The organism is Teredinibacter turnerae T7901, from assembly GCF_000023025.1.
GTDB lineage: Bacteria > Pseudomonadota > Gammaproteobacteria > Pseudomonadales > Cellvibrionaceae > Teredinibacter > Teredinibacter turnerae_B.
This window is the reverse complement of the sequence record NC_012997.1, coordinates 4194635-4215486: the sequence shown is the minus strand read 5'-3', so window position 1 is coordinate 4215486 and position 20852 is coordinate 4194635. Positions and strand designations below refer to the sequence as shown.

General features: G+C 53.7%; 17 protein-coding genes. 9 read left to right on the top strand and 8 right to left on the bottom strand.

Going from position 1 to position 20852, the window contains the following annotated elements; translation table 11 throughout:
- Positions 1 to 2 precede the first annotated feature (2 nt).
- The 5 genes from lptA to TERTU_RS16900 are packed head-to-tail and all read right to left on the bottom strand — an operon-like array spanning position 3 to position 3771.
- On the bottom strand, positions 3 to 587 hold the full coding sequence (gene lptA, locus TERTU_RS16920) for a lipopolysaccharide transport periplasmic protein LptA (RefSeq protein WP_015819436.1): 585 nt from the start codon (positions 585 to 587) through the stop codon (positions 3 to 5).
- On the bottom strand, positions 584 to 1216 hold the full coding sequence (gene lptC / locus TERTU_RS16915) for an LPS export ABC transporter periplasmic protein LptC (RefSeq protein ID WP_015818236.1): 633 nt from the start codon (positions 1214 to 1216) through the stop codon (positions 584 to 586). Before lptC ends, lptA begins: the two co-directional genes overlap by 4 nt.
- Positions 1209 to 1763 (bottom strand): KdsC family phosphatase, encoded by a 555-nt coding sequence (locus TERTU_RS16910; RefSeq protein ID WP_015818825.1) that lies wholly within the window; start codon positions 1761 to 1763, stop codon positions 1209 to 1211. Before TERTU_RS16910 ends, lptC begins: the two co-directional genes overlap by 8 nt.
- 37 nt (positions 1764 to 1800) lie before the next feature.
- Positions 1801 to 2769 carry a KpsF/GutQ family sugar-phosphate isomerase gene (locus TERTU_RS16905; RefSeq protein ID WP_015818462.1) on the bottom strand — a complete coding sequence of 323 codons (969 nt, stop codon included), beginning with the start codon at positions 2767 to 2769 and terminating at the stop codon, positions 1801 to 1803.
- 6 nt (positions 2770 to 2775) lie between these two features.
- Complete coding sequence (locus tag TERTU_RS16900) at positions 2776 to 3771, bottom strand: calcium/sodium antiporter (protein WP_015817850.1); 996 nt, start codon at positions 3769 to 3771, stop codon at positions 2776 to 2778.
- 221 nt (positions 3772 to 3992) lie between these two features.
- Between TERTU_RS16900 and TERTU_RS16895 the strand changes: the two genes are divergently transcribed.
- The 5 genes from TERTU_RS16895 to hisD all read left to right on the top strand — a co-directional run bounded on the left by TERTU_RS16895 (position 3993) and on the right by hisD (position 8271).
- On the top strand, positions 3993 to 4661 hold the full coding sequence (locus TERTU_RS16895) for an MlaC/ttg2D family ABC transporter substrate-binding protein (RefSeq protein WP_015820902.1): 669 nt from the start codon (positions 3993 to 3995) through the stop codon (positions 4659 to 4661).
- Positions 4662 to 4774: 113 nt separating this feature from the next.
- Positions 4775 to 5017: a BolA family protein gene (locus TERTU_RS16890; RefSeq protein WP_015819745.1), complete on the top strand. Its 243-nt coding sequence runs from the start codon at positions 4775 to 4777 to the stop codon at positions 5015 to 5017.
- Positions 5018 to 5025: 8 nt separating this feature from the next.
- Positions 5026 to 6288, top strand: coding sequence for a UDP-N-acetylglucosamine 1-carboxyvinyltransferase (gene murA, locus TERTU_RS16885; protein ID WP_015819150.1), 1263 nt, complete (start codon positions 5026 to 5028; stop codon positions 6286 to 6288).
- A 22-nt stretch (positions 6289 to 6310) separates the two neighbouring features.
- Positions 6311 to 6952: an ATP phosphoribosyltransferase gene (hisG, locus tag TERTU_RS16880; protein WP_015817948.1), complete on the top strand. Its 642-nt coding sequence runs from the start codon at positions 6311 to 6313 to the stop codon at positions 6950 to 6952.
- A gap of 20 nt (positions 6953 to 6972) precedes the next feature.
- Complete coding sequence (hisD, locus tag TERTU_RS16875; RefSeq protein ID WP_015817617.1) at positions 6973 to 8271, top strand: histidinol dehydrogenase; 1299 nt, start codon at positions 6973 to 6975, stop codon at positions 8269 to 8271.
- Between the two features lie 32 nt (positions 8272 to 8303).
- Here the strand turns inward: hisD and TERTU_RS16870 are convergent, their stop codons facing one another.
- The 3 genes from TERTU_RS16870 to TERTU_RS16860 form a co-directional block, all read right to left on the bottom strand.
- Positions 8304 to 9524, bottom strand: a complete 1221-nt coding sequence (locus TERTU_RS16870; RefSeq protein ID WP_015816806.1) for a DUF418 domain-containing protein — start codon at positions 9522 to 9524, stop codon at positions 8304 to 8306.
- Between the two features lie 282 nt (positions 9525 to 9806).
- Positions 9807 to 10328 (bottom strand): disulfide bond formation protein B, encoded by a 522-nt coding sequence (locus tag TERTU_RS16865; protein WP_015818614.1) that lies wholly within the window; start codon positions 10326 to 10328, stop codon positions 9807 to 9809.
- Positions 10329 to 10331: 3 nt separating this feature from the next.
- Positions 10332 to 11189 (bottom strand): DUF2059 domain-containing protein, encoded by an 858-nt coding sequence (locus TERTU_RS16860; protein WP_015818265.1) that lies wholly within the window; start codon positions 11187 to 11189, stop codon positions 10332 to 10334.
- 1054 nt (positions 11190 to 12243) lie between these two features.
- On the opposite strand from TERTU_RS16860, the gene TERTU_RS16855 reads away from it, so the two are divergent.
- The 4 genes from TERTU_RS16855 to TERTU_RS16840 all read left to right on the top strand — a co-directional run bounded on the left by TERTU_RS16855 (position 12244) and on the right by TERTU_RS16840 (position 20636).
- Entirely contained in the window at positions 12244 to 17793 is a 5550-nt protein-coding gene (locus TERTU_RS16855) for a PQQ-dependent sugar dehydrogenase (protein WP_015820821.1), read from the top strand.
- 164 nt (positions 17794 to 17957) lie between these two features.
- Positions 17958 to 19115, top strand: coding sequence for a DUF1552 domain-containing protein (locus TERTU_RS16850; RefSeq protein WP_018013848.1), 1158 nt, complete (start codon positions 17958 to 17960; stop codon positions 19113 to 19115).
- Between the two features lie 109 nt (positions 19116 to 19224).
- Entirely contained in the window at positions 19225 to 20067 is an 843-nt protein-coding gene (locus TERTU_RS16845; RefSeq protein WP_015819905.1) for an Lcl C-terminal domain-containing protein, read from the top strand.
- 32 nt (positions 20068 to 20099) lie between these two features.
- Complete coding sequence (locus TERTU_RS16840) at positions 20100 to 20636, top strand: Lcl C-terminal domain-containing protein (protein WP_015818858.1); 537 nt, start codon at positions 20100 to 20102, stop codon at positions 20634 to 20636.
- Positions 20637 to 20852 lie beyond the last annotated feature (216 nt).

The window sequence follows — 20852 nt, the reverse complement described above, 5'->3', positions numbered from 1 at the left end:
TACTAGGGCCTGTTGGAGCTTTTGTTATTGTCGGCGGGCTGTTCGTCTTCTTTGCTCAATGCTTTTGGCGGGATCACCATGCGAACCCGGCGATCGTCGCCTTCCGCATCAGCTTTACCACCAGCGCGTACCACTGCTTTTTTTACATCGTACTCAATGCGATTGCCGCTTAGGCTGGTGCCCTCCTGACGGAAAGCCGCATTGTCGAGGAGGATCAGGGTTTCGCTGGTGATCTGATATTCCATGCGGTTAGCACGCGCGGTCACAGGCTCCTGGCCGGGCTTGGGCACCTGGCTTAAACGCGCTGGCGTGCCGGTAGCGACCACGCGGGAATAGGTATCTTTGCGGCCATAAATCACGACTTTTTCCGCACGAATTTTCATGCTGCCTTGCTCGACAATAACGCTGCCTGCATAGGTGGTGGTGCCGTTCAGGTCATCGAGCTCTGCGGAGTCGGCAGAGATGCTGAGATCTTGCAGTCTATCGTCCGGCAGGGCATCGGCTGGCATTGCCGTACAAGCCAGCATGGCGGCGCAGAGCAGGGAGCGCCCAGGTAGCACGGCGCAAAAAGTTGACAGGGGTTTCATTCGTTCAGGCTGCGGTCTTCAGGAATTCGGTGGATAGCATGCACCTTGTGGTGCAATTCGATTTTTCGGTTTTTAAAATTGGCTGTCATGCCTACGGCGTTAATCACCCCATAGGGTGTTAGTATTTTAACAGGCTCGTCGGTGTATGCGACCTTTTCTACAGGGTTGATATCGAGCTTTTCCGTGGTGAGTTCGGAAGCTTCACGGTAAGCGGGCGCTTCCTCACCGGGTAGTCGCTCGGGTGGCTCCTGCCAGATGCGAACCGTATCCCAAAGGGCGATCTGCTCACTGCTGCGCACGAGTTTGCCGTCGACAGATTCTACGTGCCAGGGGGTGTCTTCCTGGTAAATTGTAAAATGTGGGTGGTCTACCATGGTGTATTCGTCGACGGGCTGACGATTGTCGCCGAGCACACGAAAGTGCTCCAGGAGATTCGCCGTGAACGCATATTCGAGCACACCATTGTCGTTGAAGTAACGGGTCGCGGCATTCTCGGCAAATGCGTAGGGAATTTGCGGTGCGGGTTCGGCTTTGGGGGGTGTAATCACGTTTTCGGACGAATCCCACAGCATTACAATGCTGGCGATCCCCATCGCGATAAACAGCAGGTAAAAACGGTTTTTACGCATGCGGTTGCGTTCTCAAGTACGCCTGTAAAGCCGCGTCGTAGGTACCTTGCGCCTGCATAATCAAATCGCAGGCTTCGCGTACCGCGCCTTCGCCACCTCGCGCGGCACTTTGCCAATGTGCGCGTTCGACTACCGCGGGGTGGCCGTTTTGCACGGTAAGTGCGAGGCCCACGCGACACATCACGGTCAGGTCCGGGTAGTCGTCGCCCATAAACGCGATTTGGTCCAGCTCACAGGGGAAGGTTGCGCGCATCTCTTCGAGCGCGGTGAATTTGTCTTCGCGCCCCTGAATGAGCAGTGAGATCCCGAGATCGGCCGCGCGCTTGGCCACCAGCTGGCTGGTCCGGCCAGTAATAATGCCCACTTCCACCCCGGAGCGGCGCAACATTTTAATGCCGTGACCGTCGAGCGTATTGAAGGTCTTCATCTCTTGGCCGTCGTTACTGAAGTACAGGCGGCCATCGGTCATCACGCCGTCAACATCGAGCAGGAGTAGTTTGATCTGCGCAGCCTTGCGATGAATGTCTTCCAAAGATAAATGTTTCATCGTTTTCCTTGTTTACACCAAAGTTCATACACCAGAGTTAAACCAGCCCGGCCTGGAGCATGTCATGCATATGCAAAATGCCCACGGGTTTGTTGTTATCAGTGACAACCAGGGCGGTAATTTTATGGGTTTCCATCAGGTTGAAGGCTTCCGCGGCTAGTGCCTGCGGCGTAATTGTTCGACCACCTCGACTCATCACCTGTTCAATACTGGCGTTTTTTACCTCGATATCACGATCCAGGCAGCGGCGTAGATCGCCGTCGGTGAACACCCCGACCAGCTCACCTGTCGCATCTACTACGGTGGTAATGCCGAACCCTTTGCGGCTCATTTCGCCGAGAGCCTCCAGCACCGGGGTCGTGGTTGTAACTATTGGAACGGTTTCACCATCGTGCATCACGTCAGCGACATGCAATAGTAAGCGCCGTCCGAGAGTGCCGCCTGGGTGAGAATAGGCAAAGTCTTCGGCAGTGAACCCCCGCGCCTCCAGAAGTGCGAGCGCCAGCGCATCACCGAGCACCAGCGTCACTGTGGTTGAGGATGTGGGCGCCAGATCCAGCGGGCAGGCTTCGGTGGCGACCGCGATATCGAGTATCACATCCGCCGCTTCAGCGAGAGGGCTGTTGGATTTACCTGTCATCGCCACCACGGGAATGCCCATGCGTTTTATCCAAGGCAAAATGGCAACCATCTCAGGCGAGTTACCGGAGTTGGAGATACACAGGAAAACATCGTCTCTGGTGATCATCCCCAGATCGCCGTGGCTCGCTTCCCCGGGATGCACAAAAAATGCGGGTGTACCCGTACTGGCCAGAGTTGCGGCGATTTTTTTGCCGATGTGGCCGGATTTCCCCATACCCGAAACCACGACGCGTCCGGAGCAGCTCAGAATTTTTTCACAGGCAGCGACAAATTCACCGTTGATGCGCTCTTCTAGCGCTTGAACGGCGGCAATCTCCAGCGCGATTGTGCGTTGCGCGGATTGAATTAGATCGGTTTCGGACATGGGGTGTTAAATCGCAGTTTGATATAGAAGAACATAGTAGCCAAAGTAGCTCAACAGGAGCAGACAACCGGCTGTTTTGCCAATTTTACCGCCACCCGCGCCACGGTTACGCCAAATCGACAGGCCAATTGCAACCGCAAGCAATATGGTTAATGCCACCATCACCACAAAATCGCGACTGAATACGGATTGGTCGAGCGGGAAGGAGCCGGACAAACCCGGGATCGACATCACGGCCAACAGGTTAAACATATTCGAGCCCAACACATTGCCGAGGGCAATATCGTGATGGCCCTTAAGCGCGCTGATAAGCGACGCAGCGAGTTCTGGCAGGCTGGTGCCGAGGGCGATTATGGTGAGCCCGATCACCAGCGGGCTGACCCCGGCCATCTCGGCGGCAGATTTTGCTCCCCAAACAAGGACTTCCGAACTCAACATCAGTGCGCCCAGGCCGATGACAAACCACACGAAGGCCATGGTGCGACTCATATGCGGGATGCTGTCTTCGTCCGTCGTCTCCTGTTCGCTGAGGTCGCCTTTTTTGAGGTACACCAGGAGAAATATGGCCGGTATGAGCGCGCCGATAAGTACGATGGCTTCCCACTGGGCCAATATACCGTCTGAGAGGAAGTAGCCGCTTATCGCCATAACCACTAACAGCAGCGGCAACTCATCTTTTAGCAGGTGCTTTTGCACTGGAATAGCGACGACCAGTGCCGTCGCGCCGAGCACCAGGCCGGTGTTTGCGATATTGGAACCAATACCATTGCCGACTGCCATATCTCCTGCACCCTTTAAAGATGCACTTATCGACACCATTATCTCCGGGGCCGAGGTGCCGAAGGCGACTATTGTTAAACCGATCACGACTGGTGCCACGCCAAAGCTGCTCGCAATTGCTGCGCTGCCTGCGACAAATCGGTCGGCGCTCCAGATTAATCCGGCGAACCCGGCGACGATGGCAACAGCGATGACGAGAAGGGGCGGTAGACTTTCCAGCATAAAAAACGCAGCTCGGTGAAATGTGTTTGGTGTACAGACTGTAACGATATTCCCACCAGGGAGCGCCTACAATGCGTGCCGGTGTATGCGCGGGCGGCGCCATCTTAGTGATGTGCCAGATTCAACGCAACCGCAGTCAGCCTGCGTTCAGATAGTCCGCTTTAATATGGGGCTGGAGTAAAAAATTTCCAGCTCAAATCAATTCCATAGGAGAAAACCACGTGAAAAAGAACCGTCCGATGATTTGGTCCGCTCGCCACTCTCTCGTCAGCGCAATGGCGGCCATGCTGCTCGTTGTCAGTCAGTGGGCTGCTGCGGAACAGAAGCCTGCGAGTGCGGCGCTGGACAAGGAAGGCCCGGAGTACGTGGTACAAACAGTTACCGACCAGCTGCTGTCGCTGGCTAAAGACGATACCGCTGAGCTGAAGAAAGATCCGGAGGCTTTTTATGGCAAAGTGGAATCGCTGCTGGAACCGTCAGTCAGTTTTGATTTCATCGCCAAGAATGTGATGGGGCCGACCTACTGGGAGCAGGCCAACGAGAAACAGCAAGAGCAATTTGTAGCGACCTTTAAGCGCAGCCTGGTGGAAACACTGGTGAAAGGCATGGCGAGCAACGTCGATCTGGATATCCAACTGGTGTCTGAACAGAGCCAGGTGCTCAAGAATAAAGCGAGCATTGTACAGAAGGTTTCCGGTCCGGAAGGCTCTAACCTGGTGGTGTACTCGCTCGGCAAAGGCAAGTCCGGTTCCTGGAAGGTACTGAATGTGGTGCTCGACGGTGTGAATCTCGGCAAGACCTTTCGCAGTCAGTTTGCTCAGGGTGTAAAGGACAACAAAGGCGATCTTCAGGCGGCAATCGAAGGCTGGTCTGCGCAAACCAAAGGCTAAGTTAGCCTCATGTGATCTCAAGCGGGTGCCAAGCACCCGCTTTTTGATTAAAATGGCCGCCTTTTTTCAGGGCGCAAACGCATCCAGCGGCGTCCGCAAGCCAGGTATTCCCCATGCAACCAGACGAAATCAAGGCATTAATCGAAGCCGCGCTGCCAGAGTGCACCGCTCAAGTGAACAGCGATGACGGCAAGCACGTGGCCGCACTTATCGTATCTCCCGCTTTTGAAGGTCTGATGCCCGTTAAACGCCAGCAATTGGTGTACGGCGCACTCAATGAGCATATCTCCAGCGGCACTATTCATGCGCTGCAAATGAAAACCCTTACCCCCGCTGAACACGCTGCCCGCAGCTAGGTTATTTAATGGATAAGCTGATTATCCAGGGCGGTACCCGCATCAGCGGTGAAATTCGCATTTCTGGTTCAAAAAATTCCGGCCTGCCGATCCTTGCTGCCTGCCTCCTGGCGGACAGCCCGATGGATATCTGCAATCTGCCTCATCTTAACGACATCACTACGATGTTGGCGCTGCTGCGCTGTATGGGAGTGGGGGTCACCATCAACGAGAAAATGTGCGTTGAAGTGGACCCGACAACCCTGACCGACACCGAGGCGCCTTACGAGTTGGTGAAGACCATGCGGGCGTCGATTCTGGTGTTGGGCCCAACCCTTGCCAAATATGGCAAAGCGGATGTGTCCTTCCCCGGAGGTTGTGCAATTGGCAGCCGGCCGGTGGATATTCATCTCAGTGGTCTCGAGGCGATGGGGGCGGAAATCGCGGTCGAGGGTGGCTATATTCGTGCGCGCGCGCCAAATGGACTCAAAGGTGCGCACTTTGTGATGGATAAAGTCACTGTAGGCGGCACCGAGAACCTGCTGATGGCTGCGGTGCTGGCCAAGGGCAAAACCGTATTGGAAAACGCCGCGCGCGAGCCGGAGATTGTTGATCTCGCCGACTGCCTTGTTGCCATGGGCGCGAAGATCGGCGGGATTGGTACTGACCGTCTTGAGATCGAAGGTGTTGAGCGTCTCCACGGCTGCACCTACACCGTCATGCCGGACCGCATTGAAACCGGAACCTACCTGGTTGCGGCCGCAGCGACTGGTGGCTCGGTAAAACTGCGGGACACCCGCGCCGATATCCTCACTGCGGTGTTGCAAAAGCTTGAAGAAGCGGGCGCCGAGCTGGAGATTGGCGAATCGACCATCAGCCTGGATATGCACGGCAAGCGGCCCAAAGCGGTGAATTTGCGTACCGCGCCTTATCCGGCATTCCCAACCGATATGCAGTCGCAGTTCACAGCGATGAATGCGGTGGCGGAAGGTACCGGAGCGGTGACGGAAACCATTTTTGAGAACCGTCTGGTGCAGGTGAACGAATTAAACCGGATGGGCGCTAACATCAAACTGGAAGGCAATACCGCATTGATTCAGGGGGTGCCGCGTTTAAAAGGCGCGCCGGTGATGGCGTCTGACCTGCGCGCTTCTGCCAGTCTGGTTATTGCCGGTATGGTTGCCGACGGTGAAACCGTGGTGGACCGGATATACCACATTGATCGCGGCTACGAATGTATCGAAGAAAAGCTGCAGCAACTGGGCGTCAATATTCGTCGCGTGCCCGGTTAACAACCCACACTTAGGAGCGAGCATGTCGCAACTTACCATTGCTCTGACCAAAGGTCGGATTCTAGAGGAAACGCTGCCCCTGTTATCGGCCGCGGGCATCGAGCCGTTGGAAGATATTCAGAAAAGTCGCAAGCTGTTGTTCGAAACCAGCTCGCAGAATGTGCGTTTGCTGATTTTGCGCGGCGTGGATGTGCCGACCTACGTCGAGTTTGGTGCGGCGGATGTGGGCGTTTCCGGAAAGGACACGCTGATCGAACACAATAGCAAAAGTTACTACGAGCCATTGGATTTACATATCGCCAAGTGTCGTATGATGACCGCTGGCATCAAGGGCGTTCCCCAAAAAAGCGGGCGTATTCGTGTTGCGACCAAATATGTCGGCCTCGCTCGCCAGTATTACGCGGAGCAGGGGCGCCAGGTGGACATCATCAAGCTCTATGGGGCGATGGAGCTGGCACCGATCATGAACTTGTGCGATGAAATTGTGGATATTGTCGACACCGGCAATACCCTGCGCGCGAACGGTTTGGAGCCTAGAGAAACTATTTGTGAAATCAGTTCACGCCTGATCGTAAACAAAGCATCGATGAAAATGAAACACCGTGAAATTGAAGCCTTGATCGACGCGGTCAGTGCGGCGGTGAACGAGCGTATTGCTGCTTAATTGTTGTGTGGAAAGAAAAAATGTTGATCAACCGTTTAACAACCGCCGATCCCGAGTTCGACCAGCGCCTGGATGCGCTCTTGGCCTGGGATGCGTCGGTCAATGACGATATTACACAAACGGTAAAAGCCATTCTTGCGGATGTGCGCGAGCGCGGTGATGCGGCCTTGGTGGAGTACACCAACCGCTTCGATCACCGCCAGGTCGCATCTGCGGCAGAACTTGTCGTGGAAGGCGATGCGCTGGAACAGGCACTCGCGCGCATTCCTGAGTCGCAGGTCGCGGCGCTGCGTGAAGCCGCGGCGCGGATCGAGGCTTATCATCAGCATCAAAAGCAAGACAGTTGGACTTACACCGAAGCGAACGGCACAGTGCTGGGCCAGAAGGTGACGCCACTTGACCGGGTTGGTCTGTATGCGCCTGGCGGCAAGGCGGTATACCCGTCGTCGATTTTGATGGCGGCAGTGCCTGCAAAAGTCGCTGGTGTCCCGGAAGTTGTGCTGGTTACGCCAACCCCGAAAGGTGAGCTGAACGATATTGTGCTGGCGGCAGCTGCGGTGGCCGGGGTTTCCCGGGTTATCACCGTTGGTGGCGCGCAAGCAGTCGCGGCGCTGGCGTATGGCACGGAGACGGTGCCGAAGGTCGATAAAATTGTTGGTCCTGGCAATATTTTTGTGGCCACCGCCAAGCGGGAAGTGTTTGGTACCGTAGATATTGACATGATTGCCGGTCCATCGGAAATTCTCGTGGTGTGCGATGGCAAAACTGATCCTGATTGGGTGGCGATGGACTTGTTCTCCCAAGCGGAACACGATGAAGACGCGCAGGCAATCCTGTTGTGCCCGGACGGGTCGTTTATCGATAAGGTTTACCAGAGCATTGAAAAGCTTCTGCCAGGCATGGAGCGCAAAGGCATTATCGAAGTTTCGCTGGCCAACCGTGGTGCCTTGATTCACGTCCGCGATATGGCTGAAGCGATTGCATTAAGCAACCGCATTGCGCCGGAGCACCTGGAGTTGTCGGTAGAAAACCCGGACGATTACTTGGCCGCTATTCGCCATGCCGGCGCTATCTTTATGGGGCGACACACCTCGGAATCGTTGGGCGACTATTGCGCAGGGCCAAACCACGTCCTGCCTACCTCCGGCACTGCGCGTTTTTCCTCACCGCTGGGTGTTTACGACTACGTGAAGCGCTCGTCTATCATTCACTGCTCGCCAGAAGGCGCATCGCTGTTGGGTGAGGTGGCTTCTGTTTTGGCGCGGGGTGAATATTTGGAAGCACACGCGCGCTCCGCTGAATACCGCATCATCAAATAAATCGAGTCAGTACTAGGGCTTGTGAGCGGGCCCTAGTTTTTGGCGCCTAAAAAAGTCAGCCTGCGCCAGACCCATTCCATCGGACCGTAGCGAAAATGCTTTAGCCAAACCGCTGCCAGAATAATTTGTAACAGGCAGCAGACTATGGCTAACACCAGGCTCCACGCCTGCCCCAGAAATGCGAATCCGCCGAGCCCGAAGCCGTAAAACACTGGCACGAAAACTACGCTTTGCAGCAAGTAAAAACTCAATGTCAGGCGTCCGGCTGGTGCCAGCTTCTCGATAGTTGGTCGCAGCAATGTGCTCTGATAGGCAGCGAGAAAAAGGCTCACGCCGCCCACTATCACGCAGAGGTTTGCGCAGTAACTTAGCAGTTGTTCTGCTGCCCATCGGGCCATGCCCTCGGTGAATAACCCGCTAATAAAAGCGGTGCACCAGCTAATAAAAAAATAAGCCGCCCCGGCGACAATCACTCCCTTAAACAATGTTGCGACGCGGGGTAGCGGCGTTTCAAATAAGCCGATTCGGCCTGTGTAAGCACCGAGAAACATTAACCCGATCAGTTGCCAGAGGCGTCCTGTTTCGAAGAAAAACAACCATTTCCCCACTTGGCCAGCGAGCAGGTTATAGCGCAACAAATCGCTGATATTGCCGGTAGCAAAAACATCGAAATTGCGCACCATATGCGGAATAAAAAGCGGAGCCTGATAATCGACGCCGACAACCGTGTACCAGGCAATAACCAATATCTGCGGCCCTTGGATGAGAAAAAATAAGGCGATAGATAACAGAGCGTTGTTGCCGAGGCGCTGGCAGATAACCAGTAAAAACCCGCATATGGCGAGCAGTTGCAAAATGTCCCCTGCGTAGAGCAGGCTGTGAACATACCCCAAAAACCATAACAGCATAAGCCGCCAGCAAAATCGCAAACGGAAGTCGCGACCGCGCCGGGCGTGGTTATCGAGAATAATATAAAAGCTCAGGCCGAACAGCAGGGCGAAAACACCGTACGCTTTGCCGCCGAATAAAAAGAACACCGTGTTGTGTATCCAGCCGGGTTCCGGTTGGTACCAGTAGAGTTCGAAATACTCCACCATGTGAACAATAAACAACCCCATAAGTGCAAACCCGCGCAACGCATCCGCCACAACAATGCGCTCGCGCGCAGGCGCAAATGCCGCACTGGGTCTCTCTCTGACTCTATCGTTGCGTATTGGTTGGGTAACTGCGGAAAAATGTCCTGAATGGCTCACGGGGCCGCCTCCTTTATTTTGGCAGCGAGCAAGTAGCGCCCAATTTATTGAGCGCCTGTTGGCGAGAACGTCTCGCGACTATGAAGTTGTCAATGAAAATTAACTTGTCAATGAAAATTAACCTGGCAATGAAAATTGCGAAGTTAATAGGCGCGGCAGGGAAGCACCGCCATTGTCCGATGGGCAAATTAAGCCCTTGAAATATCAGAAAATTCACACATTTTCGTCAGTATTTCAAGGGTGCGCGATTAAATAGATAGGATCATCTATTTGATCGCCGGTTTAATCAGTAGCCTCATCGCGGCTTTTGAATTCTCCGAGGATGGCGAGCAACAGACATGCAACAAAGCCGACACACACTCCGGCCAAGCCATCGGCCATGCTCAAACCAAACATGACTTCGGGGGTCGCTGAACAAGCGTCCTGGATCATAAACAGCATTGGCCACCACTGGTCCAGTGGCGCCCAGGAAGGAAAATTGGCGACCAGGCTGCACGCGCCGTCGTTGCCGAAACCGTAGTCGATTCCCAACAGTTTCCAGGTGGTGCGGCACAATGCCAGGGTCAGACCGAATAGTGCCAGCAAAGCAAGGCGTCGCGGCCAGGTAAAGCCGCGCACGAAAATACCGATGAGCGCTACCAGAGCCATTCCAGTCAGCCATACGCGCGTGTAAATGCATAGTTCACAAGGGTAAAGGCCAACGATTTCCTGAAAATACAAGGCGCCAGCCTCCAAACCAACACAAACGGCAATCACCGTCAGCCATGGCCATAAACGGGGGGCGGCATTGAGTAAGATGTTCATAAATTATCCGGCATTTAGTGCTGCGAGTTTCAGTCCGGCCTTTTTGCCCGCGCTTTTAAGGGCCGCCTGGAGGGCTTCGGACAGCGCGTGTCTATAGCTGCGGGCAGTATCCGACTGCGAAAAAGCAATATATTCGTTCAGCTCGCTGTCGCTGAGCGATTGCAGATTATACAGATTTGTCGCCTCGATAGACTGTTTCATCCGTGTTTCCAGTTGCGGGCGCATGTTTTGGTCGTCCGCCAGAAATTCCGCTTCGCTGATACGCCTTTCTTCTGGCAGGGATTGGTTAATCGCAAGCTGAAGCGATTTTCGTATCGCCATTTGCAGGTCCACGGCGTCGTCAGTTGCCTTTTGGTAACTTTCAAGTTCCTGAACCTGCTTCACGCGTGCTTTGTTTGCCGATAGCTGCGGGTAGGGTCCCATCACCTTACTGCGGGCTGAAGGGCTGCCGGGCAGGCTGGTTTCCGCGCTGACTTTTTTACCCAACGGTGAATCCAGCCACACCAGTATTTTATTTAGTTCCGCTTCATCGAGGTGGTCGAGCAGGTAACTGCGTGCCTGATATCGAAGGTCGGCCGGGTTGTATGTTTCGCTGAATATCGCGCGAACTTTATCCACCTCAACCACACCGCGACGTAACTGGTCGTCGGTGGCGGCCAGTACCATTGCCGGTAATTGGGATATTTGTTGATTGAGCCCGGATTTATCCAGGAGCTCATCCACTTGTGTTGTGCCTGCCTTGATGACGCGTCCTGGGGTTTGACTACTTTGGGTATTCTCAGGCTTGCTGCACGCGCTGAGCGTGGCAATTAATGTGGCAGCGATAAAGGTTGTGCTGAGGGTAAGTAGGTGCCGGATCATATTCGTAATCTCTTATCGTTATTGTTATTACCGTATGTTGTGCTTGCGCATATTTAACGTGTGTAACGTTAAGTGGATTTTGCTTCCGATATGCGGTGCGCAAAAACGTTTTTTTGCACCGCGGTGACTAGGCTGGGAGGCAAAAAATTCGAACTAATCGGTGATTTTTAAGGCTTCTTAATAATGAGCTCTTGCTTCGTAGGGCTCTGTTTACTTTTTTTGCAGCTGTTATTAACCGTTAAGGCTGCTCTAGGGAACAGTAATTGGCCTTTAAGCTAACCAGTTGGCTTAAAAATATGGCAGCGCTGCATTTAGCTACAAAATCTGATTAGAGGTTGAGTATCTCAACAATTGCATAAGAACGTATTTCTGCTTAAAAGTTTACCCTGTTTATTTCGAATTTTAAAAAGTGTGATCGACTGTAAATTGAAATCCAGTGGAGCACGCTCAACAGGATTGCAGAGGTATGGCTTCCATCACAATCCAACAATGTATTTTGGTTGCTTTTTATCACGGTAAAAAACTGATTTAGCTAGCCTCACAAACACAATTTTAATCTCAGTTCAGGGCTCACTTTACTTGAAAACTCAAGGGTTTCGGTGCGACAAATTGCCACTCGCGAAAAAGTCTTAATGGTAATAACTACTATTAGTGATAAGAGCCTAGGTTATAAGAGGAGGAATTAAGACTTTTCCGGTGATAATGAATGCCTTGTCGTGTTCAGCAATCTTGCATAGGGTTTTAATAGCCAAAAACAACAAATTTTATGGCTATAAGAATTGGTTATATATATTTCAAATGTTAATAAAAATAAGAACTTATTCATAAATATCTTGAATGAAGATATATCTCTGCTTCTTTTTTATGAATATTTAACTGCCGTGGTTCGTTGATCCTCATCAAGGCATTTTTTACCTAATAGACTTTCAAAAAACCTGTGATTATGCTGCGCGAGTAAATCGACTAGCGTTTGTACAGTGGTTTGGTACTAAGGCGTTAGTTTTCCACCGGGGCTACGCCGTTGTCCCGTTCCAAAAATTCGTGGGGGCTAATAATGAATAATATCCCATTCAAATTGAGCCGACGGTTGCTCGCAGCGACGCTCACGCTGTCGATCTTCTCGGTCTCCCAAGCGCAGGCGCAATCCTGTGAGTGTGAATGGTATGGCTACTCCTGGCCAATGTGTGAAAACACAGATAATGGTTGGGGGTGGGAAAACAATTCCAGCTGTATAGGTATTAATACCTGTAACAGCCAGACTGGCGGTGGTGGTCCGCGTGGCGACTGTGGTGGCTCTAACAGCAGCACTTCGTCCAGTTCATCCAGCAGTTCCAGTTCTTCCAGCAGCTCGTCAAGCAGCTCATCCTCCTCTTCGAACGGAGGTTCCAGTTCTTCGAGTTCTTCCAGCAGTTCGTCAAGTTCCGGTGGCAGCCTGATTAACTTTACCGATGGTTTTGAATCCACCGGCGTAAATCAGCAGCCCAGCGGTTGGGGCAACTTTGTTGGCTGGCAGTCCAATAATCCGAACAACAATATCGGCCAGAGTGTCTATGCGCTGGTTGATAACACGCGGGCATTTACCGGTAACAACTCTGTGCACTTCAAGGGCGGTGCAGCCCCTGCGCAGATTGTTCGCACTCTGCCTGCCGGGCTCGATAAGGTTTATCTGAAAGCAATGGTTTACATGAGCAAGAAGCTCGGTAACGAAGCTGGCGATAACCACGAGCATATTTTCGGTGTGCGCGGCAATGTCGCTCAGGCCGACAACGAAGTGCGCTTTGGCCAGATCAAAGGTCACGTAGGCACCAACGAAATGCCTAGCGATGACATTTCTCCGCCCCAGAGTCAGTGGTACAGCGGTCCTGAGATAGCGGCTGACACCTGGCATTGTGTTGTGGTGGAAATGCTCGGCGGCAATCGCCCATACCATCAGCTGCACGCCTACCTGGATAATCAGTTGATCCACTCCATTGACTCCATCAGCGATTGGAACAATGGCGGTGTGAATGGCAACACTCAGTGGTTGGATGGCAAACTGAACTATGCCTTCTTCGGTTGGCACAGCTTCAGTAACAACAATGCTGATGTGTGGATGGATGATATCGAAATTTCTGACCAGCCCATCAGTTGTGATTCCCGTGAGACGGGCGGTGGCAACGGTTCTACTTCGTCATCCAGCTCCAGCTCGTCCTCCAGCAGTTCGTCCAACAGCTCCAGCTCCTCTTCGAGCAGCTCAAGTTCGTCCAGCTCGAGCTCGTCCAGTTCGTCCTCCAGCAGTTCCAGCTCTTCCAGCTCGGGCATGGTGGGTGGCAATTGTGGCGCGGCGCCTTCTGGTACCATGACTGCTAGCGCGATTCCTGGAGCCAACGGAAATCGCAGCGGACTGTACGAAGGGCCTGTGTGGGTTGACGGGGCGTTGTACTTCTCCGACTTCCTGTTCGATGCCAATTACAGCTCTCGCATCCAGAAGCTTTCAGCGAACGGCCAAATGAGCACGCAAATCAACGATGCGGGCAGCAATGGTATGGCCTATGCCGGTAACGGTGAAGTGATTGCGGCGACCCACAAATATAGTGGCCTCTCGCGCTATAACCTCGCCAACGGCACGCGCAGCACTGTGGCGTCAAGTTACAATGGCAATGTGTTCAATTCGCCGAACGACCTGGTGATCGCGAGCAATGGCACCATCTACTTTACCGATCCGAATTACCAGCAGGGTAACACCGGTGGACAGCCTTATACGGGTGTTTACAGTGTTGCACCTAATGGCAATGTCACCCTGATTGATAGCTCACTCAACAATCCAAACGGTATCGCGCTTTCGCCTGATGAAGACACCCTGTACGTCGGTTCTTCTTCCGGTCAGCTGTTGCTGTACCCGATTGCGGGCAACGGTCAGGTAGGCGCACCGGAAGTACTGGTCAGCAGCCTGAACAACCCGGACGGTATGACGGTTGACTGTCACGGTAACCTCTACGTGGCTGAACACAATGGCCAGCGCGTATCGGTGTTCACACCTTCAGGTAACCAGATTGCGACAATCAACGTTTCTGCCAATGTGACCAATGCAACTTTTGGTGGTGTTGATGGTAAAACCCTGTACATCACAGGTGCCCAGCGCGTGTGGAGTGTTGACCTGGACGTTACTGGTGCGAATGGTGGCGGCAACAACAACCCAGGTGGCGATCCTGAACCTGTGGAAATTGAGCGTGCGTTCCCGAACATGACGTTCGATTCGCCGCTTGGTATGTTGCAGGCGCCTGGCGATAACTCCCGCTGGTATGTTCTGGAGAAAGATGGCCGAATCTACTGGATAGATGCGAACAACGAGAACACCACGACTAAAAACCTCTATCTCGATTTGTCCAACGTCGTTGACTCCGAGAACGAGGGCGGTGTGCTTGGTATGGCGTTCCATCCGGATTATCCCGCCAATAACAGTGTATTCATATCCATGACTACACCGGCGTCTAATCCGATGACCTCTGTAATTGCTCGCTACACCGAGTCGTCTGACGGTCGCAGTCTGGTCAGTGGTTCACGGCAGGATATCTTCTCATTCGAGCAGACCTACTCAAACCACAATGGTGGTGACATCCACTTTGGTCCGGACGGTTATCTGTACGCGGCATTCGGTGACGGTGGTTCCGCCAACGACCCACAGAACGCTGCGCAGAACACCACCAACTACTTCGGTACCATGATTCGTATCGACGTGGATAGTGGCTCTACCTACAGCGTACCTAGCGATAACCCCTTTGTTGGTAACAACAACGTGCTCGACGAGATTTACGTCTACGGGTTGCGCAACCCCTGGCGCTGGAGTTTTGACCGTCAAACGGGCGAACTCTGGTTGTCGGATGTGGGTCAGGCGACCTGGGAAGAAGTGAATATCATCGAAGCGGGTGGCAACTACGGTTGGCGCTGCTACGAAGGTTTCCACGTCACCAGCAATAGCTGTAATACCAGTGGACCTTATGTCGATCCAATCATGGAGTTGGATCACGGTATCTCCCAGTCGATTACCGGTGGTTACGTGTATCGCGGTAGCGCGATCGGTGGACGTAATGGCCAGTACATCATGGGTGACTATCAGTCTGGTCGCATCTGGGCGGTAACCCGTGAGAGCGATGGTTCTTACACCCGTGAAGAGCTCTTTGATACCAACTTCTACATTTCGTCGTTTGGTGAAGCTAACAACGGCGAGCTGTTTGTAGTGAACTACCTTGGAGAACTTTACAAACTGGTTCCTGAGAACGGTGGTACATCCAGCTCATCCTCGTCGTCCAGTAGCTCCAGTTCATCCAGCAGCTCCAGCTCGTCTTCGTCCTCCAGCAGCTCCGGTTCCGGCAGCAGCTCCAGCGGCGGGGTGACCTGTGATGCAGCCATCGTCAACAACTGGGGTACTGGCTATCAGTTGGAGATTACCGTTACTAACAACGGAAATACGCCAACAAACGGCTGGGAAATTACCCTCGAGTTCGCTCAGAACCCACAATTGACAGGTTCGTGGAGCGCGACCCTGGTTGAAAGTGGCAACACCGTCACCGCCTCCAACGTAGGCTGGAACGGCAACCTGAGCGCGAATGGCGGCAACACCAGCTTTGGCATGCAAGGTAACCACAACAACAACATTACGGCGCCTGTGTGTTATGGCCCGGGTGGTGGAAACTCCAGCAGCTCCTCCTCGAGCAGTAGCTCCAGCAGTTCGTCCTCCAGCAGCTCCAGCTCCTCAAGCTCGGGCAGCGCGTTAACGGGCGAACAGGAGTACTCTGCGCAGTGCGCGAGCTGTCACGGTGCCGACGCAGGCGGTGGTTCGATTGGCATATCGCTGAATACAGCGCGCGATAAGACCACAATGGCAGCCTATATTGCAGCAGAAATGCCGCGCAATATGCCTTCTGCGTGTGATCAGGAGTGTGCCGATAAGATTGTCGACTTCCTTGAAGCGACTTTCTGGAACGACAGCCAGCAGTTGGTGTGTAACGATCCGGTGACCTATGGTGCCCGTCAGCTAAAACTGTTAACTCGTGAAGAGTATCAGCACTCAGTCGAAGACCTACTGGGTGTGGATTTCAACGCTTCCACTGGCCTGGCGGCTGACAATATCATTGGCTACTTCGTCAACAACACCCACTCATCAGTGGTAAATAACAGTTACGACAGTTATTTATCGGTTGCTGAAGATATTGCCCAGTGGTCTGCCGACACCAACTTTAATGCGATCCTGACCTGTAACGGCAACTTCAACCAGACCTGTGCCAACCAGTTCGTCAACAACCTGCTGCCGCGCATTTTCCGTCGCCCACTTGAGGGCGGAGAAAGCACGACATACAGCAGCATGGCGAACGGCTCGCAAACCGGGGGTGATGTGAAAGCCGGTATTCAGCTCGCGCTGGAAGCCGCGTTGTCTTCACCGCAGTTCCTGTATCGCAGTGAGATCGGTGTGCCCAGTACCAGCAATGGTCTGGACAGCGATTCGTACGAGCTGACCTCCTACGAAATGGCCACCTGGTTGAGCTACACCTACACAGGTTCCGCGCCAGACAACACTACCTGGCAGAAAGCCGTGAACAACCAGTTGCGCACCGAGTCCGACATTTTGGCGGAGGCAGATCGTCTGCTGAACACCAGTGCCGTTCGCGACCGCATGGGTGACTTCGTTGCTCACTGGCTGGATACCGAGCACCTGGAGAGCGCGCCGAAAGATCCCGCTACCTGGCCGAACTTCGATGCCGTGATTCCACACCTCAAGCAGGAAATTCGCGAAGTGTTTGCCCACGTAATGTTGGATGAGAACGAACAGTTCAGCTCGCTTTACGATGCGAACTACACCTTCGTCAACGGTCCACTGGCGCAGCACTACGGCATTAACGGCGTAAGCGGCAGCAACTTCCAGATGGTGAATACCACCAACCGCGGCGGTATTCTGGCGAACGGTGCCTTCATGGCGCGCTGGGCGGAAGAGGTGGAAACCTCGCCAATTCGCCGTTCGGTACGGGTGCGTCGTCGCATGCTCTGTGAAGATCAGCCTGAGCCACCTGCCGGTGTATTCGCCGACCGGGCAGCCAAGTTGGAAGAGCTTGCGGATTACCTGGCCGAGCCGACAACCACCAACCGCATGAAGTACGCCGCGGTTACTGGCGACGACAACTGTCAGGTTTGTCACCGTGAATGGATCAACCCACTGGGCTTCGGTATGGAAGACTTCGACCCCGTTGGTAATGTGCGCACCACCGATTTGCGTGGCAACGTTATCGACTCGGTTGGTCAGCTATACGCACCAGAGAACCTCAACGATAAGGACGTATCTATCGACTTCCAGGGCACCAAAGGTCTAGGCCATGTCCTCGTCGATCTGCCCAATGTGCAGCAGTGTGTGCCGCAGAACCTGTTCCGGTTTATCACCGGTGTGGGTATTGATGGTATCGACAACGACGACCTGGAAGGTCCGACCTTGACTGCCACCGAGCAAAACGGCTACGCCTGTGAGGTTCGCGACCTGACAAACACAATGATGGAGCAGAGCCCAAGAGCGATGCTGGAGAGCATGAGCGTTATGGACGCAGTGCGCTACCGCAAAGCCTGGTCTCGCAGCAACTAATCGCCTGAGCGCGGCGGCCGAGGCCGCCGCATTGGCAGGCTCCCAATTGTGACCCCATATTTTGAAAGGTTAAGATCATGAAAAAGCCATATAAGAATAAGTTCGACAAGAAGCGCCGTGATTTCCTGAAAGTCTTATCTTCGGCAGGAATCTCGCGCGGGCTCATGAATGCGTCGCCGCTGGTAGGGGGGATGATGCTCTCCCGCCTGGCTGAAGCGCAGAATGGGCCGAGTAAATCGCTGGTCATCTATTGTCCGGACGGTTGTATCCCATCCCGCTGGTTGCCAAACAGCAACCTCACGTCATTCCCGATTATGTCGCAGCCCTACAGTACCGTGGCGAGCGACTGTAACTTCCTCCGCAGTATGGGTCACCATCGCGGTGGACACGGTGTTGTACCCACCATCATCAACAACAGCTGGGGTGGTGACAGTTTTGATGTGAATATGGGGCGGATTCTGAGTGACGGCATGCCGTTTACCTACATCAACCTCGGTGTGCACAGTAATGGCCACGGCTACCTGACTAAGGATAACGGTGCGGAAGTTCCGTTTGAAGATAACCCCTTCAACGCGTTTGATCGCCTGTTTGGCAATCTTGGCGGTGGCGGCGGTAATACCGGTGGTAAGGGCAGTGTGATCGATGCGCACAAAGACGCATTAAGTGCTCTGAACAGCAAGCTGGGCAACTACGAGCGTCAGCGCTTGGATTCTCACCTCACCGCCATCGAAGAAACCGAAGCGCGGCTGGCGGATCTTGGCGGCGGCTTGTCGTGTAGTGCCGGCAGCGCACCAGCCCCCTTCGCACTGGAGTACGATACCTTCGAGCAGCAGGCGAATCTGCAGGCAGACATCATCGCGCTCGCGTTCTCCTGTAACCTCACCGCGTCAGCGTCGCTGGCGTTTGGTAACCACCAGGGCGAGTTCGCATTCCCTTATCTGAACTTTAGCGGTATTTACCATGCGTCAATTCACGGCGGTAACAATGGTGATCCGAGTTACCCACACTTCAGCGAGACGCGCAACCATATGAGTAGCCTCTCGGCATACACCATTAAGGCGCTTCGCGATCGTGGTGTTCTGGATGACACCGTTGTGTGTGAAGTGACTGATATGGGTAACGGCGATGCGCACGGTAACGGCGATGTGCCGTTGATTATGGCCGGCGGCGGTGGCGCTATTCAGCGCGGCGTGTCTAACGCCGGTGGCGCGGGCTACACGCCGCTCAACATGATCCACACTGCCGCAGTTGCGCTGAATGCACACCAGTCTTCCGTGTATCAGCGTTACGAAACGGATGTAATTCCTGGGGTGCTGACCTGATTCGTGTTTTGCAAGACAGACCCGGCCTTGAGCCGGGTTTTTTGTTTAACCCTGCGGTACTTTGCCGTAAGATATTTACGACGTTAAGCGAATAAGAAAAACAATAATTATGAAAACTCTACCAACACTCGGCCTGCTGTTTTCCGCCGGTGTACTCTTGGCGGCATGCCAGCCGGAGCCCGGGCCAGATCTCACCGCAAGCCAGCGCAAACTGAATGATACGGGTATTACCTGGGGTGGAAATTACCCGAAGGACATAAACCAGGATTGCAGTGCCGTAATCAATGCTGAAAAACTACCTGAGGGTGATCTTGCGCAGGGCGATATTCTTGCGCAGCAGGATTGCATGCGTGGCCGCGATACGCTTTATGGCAGCGACAATGGTTTTTCCTATAGCAAAATCAGCAGTACCGGTAAAACACTCTCAGAGTCGGCCAAAGAATGGCACTGTGTTCGCGATAATGTCAGCGGATTAATGTGGGAAGCCAAAGTTAGTGCCGACGATCAAAACGGCAACGGTGGTCTACACGATGCCGACGATCGCTTCACCTGGTACAGCGGGCAAGTGGCCGCCAATGGCGGCGCGGTCGGCGAATGGAACCAAAAATATGATCAGTGCGCAGGCTATAACAAAAGCAGCCCGGCGACCTATTGCAACACCGGTGAATTCGTCGAACGGGTAAATGCAGCTGGTTTGTGCGGGTATACCGACTGGCGTTTGCCCAGTCTGCAGGAATTGCAGAGCCTGGTGAATTTTGGTGTGTCGCGGCCAGCCGTGGACGGCGAATTCTTTTCCCATACGCAAAACGATTTTTATTGGAGTAGCTCCCCTGTCGTGGGCAAGCCTACCAGTGCATGGGCGGTCAGCTTTCAGTTCGGCTACAGCGCGCCACTTCAGCGCAACAATAGTCGCTTTGTGCGGCTGGTACGCGACGCGCCTTCGTCCCCATAGCGTTTGTGGTTAACGTTTCCGAGGTTGATTCGATGATTATAAGAACCTTATTGGTGTGTGCATTCTTCGGTTTGATTGGCCGCGCCATTGCACAAGACTCGCCCGAGCAGCGATGCCAAGCAGAAAATATTCCCGCGACCATGTCGACAGAATTTTTTGCAGAAAACGGTGACGGTACAGTGACCGACAGCCGCACCCGCTTAATGTGGATGACGTGTTTAGCGGGGGCAACGGGGCCAAACTGCAGCGACGGAGAACCCCGAGCAATGACCTGGGCAGAAGCGCTTCAGGTTGCGCCAGGACTCAATGCGGACGGCGGCTTTGCTGGCCATACGGACTGGCGCCTCGCAAATATCCGCGAATTATCCACGCTCGTGGAAATGCAGTGCGAACAACCGGCGATAAACTTGGCGCTGTTTCCGGGAACCCCAGCCGCGCAAGTGTGGTCTTCTTCTCCATACCATTTTTACACCCACTATTCATGGTATGTGGATTACGCCAATGGCGCGCCCACCTATGATGAGCGAATCCGCGCTAAGATGGTTCGCCTGGTGCGCGATGCTGAATGAATGGCGCGCGCTGCGGATAGCTATCGCCGGTTCTATGGTTTAACCTAGAGCCTGTTAACACTCATTCAATGCAGCGCAAAACTAACAATAATCGTAAAAACAAGCGACGAATTATAAAAAGCAACTGCACAGCGCCATCCGCAATTACCACATCGCAAACATGGGTTTCGTAAACGCAGGTTTCGCAAGCGTAGGTTTCGCGAACAAAGGTTTCGC

What these genes read in the sequence shown, in the direction of transcription:
- lptA (WP_015819436.1), bottom strand. Translation starts at nt 587, where the DNA reads ATGAAACCCCTGTCAACTTTTTGCGCCGTGCTACCTGGGCGCTCCCTG.
- lptC (WP_015818236.1), bottom strand. Translation starts at nt 1,216, where the DNA reads ATGCGTAAAAACCGTTTTTACCTGCTGTTTATCGCGATGGGGATCGCC.
- TERTU_RS16910 (WP_015818825.1), bottom strand. Translation starts at nt 1,763, where the DNA reads ATGAAACATTTATCTTTGGAAGACATTCATCGCAAGGCTGCGCAGATC.
- TERTU_RS16905 (WP_015818462.1), bottom strand. Translation starts at nt 2,769, where the DNA reads ATGTCCGAAACCGATCTAATTCAATCCGCGCAACGCACAATCGCGCTG.
- TERTU_RS16900 (WP_015817850.1), bottom strand. Translation starts at nt 3,771, where the DNA reads ATGCTGGAAAGTCTACCGCCCCTTCTCGTCATCGCTGTTGCCATCGTC.
- TERTU_RS16890 (WP_015819745.1), top strand. Translation starts at nt 4,775, where the DNA reads ATGCAACCAGACGAAATCAAGGCATTAATCGAAGCCGCGCTGCCAGAG.
- murA (WP_015819150.1), top strand. Translation starts at nt 5,026, where the DNA reads ATGGATAAGCTGATTATCCAGGGCGGTACCCGCATCAGCGGTGAAATT.
- hisG (WP_015817948.1), top strand. Translation starts at nt 6,311, where the DNA reads ATGTCGCAACTTACCATTGCTCTGACCAAAGGTCGGATTCTAGAGGAA.
- hisD (WP_015817617.1), top strand. Translation starts at nt 6,973, where the DNA reads ATGTTGATCAACCGTTTAACAACCGCCGATCCCGAGTTCGACCAGCGC.
- TERTU_RS16865 (WP_015818614.1), bottom strand. Translation starts at nt 10,328, where the DNA reads ATGAACATCTTACTCAATGCCGCCCCCCGTTTATGGCCATGGCTGACG.
- TERTU_RS16860 (WP_015818265.1), bottom strand. Translation starts at nt 11,189, where the DNA reads ATGATCCGGCACCTACTTACCCTCAGCACAACCTTTATCGCTGCCACA.
- TERTU_RS16855 (WP_015820821.1), top strand. Translation starts at nt 12,244, where the DNA reads ATGAATAATATCCCATTCAAATTGAGCCGACGGTTGCTCGCAGCGACG.
- TERTU_RS16850 (WP_018013848.1), top strand. Translation starts at nt 17,958, where the DNA reads ATGAATGCGTCGCCGCTGGTAGGGGGGATGATGCTCTCCCGCCTGGCT.
- TERTU_RS16845 (WP_015819905.1), top strand. Translation starts at nt 19,225, where the DNA reads ATGAAAACTCTACCAACACTCGGCCTGCTGTTTTCCGCCGGTGTACTC.
- TERTU_RS16840 (WP_015818858.1), top strand. Translation starts at nt 20,100, where the DNA reads ATGATTATAAGAACCTTATTGGTGTGTGCATTCTTCGGTTTGATTGGC.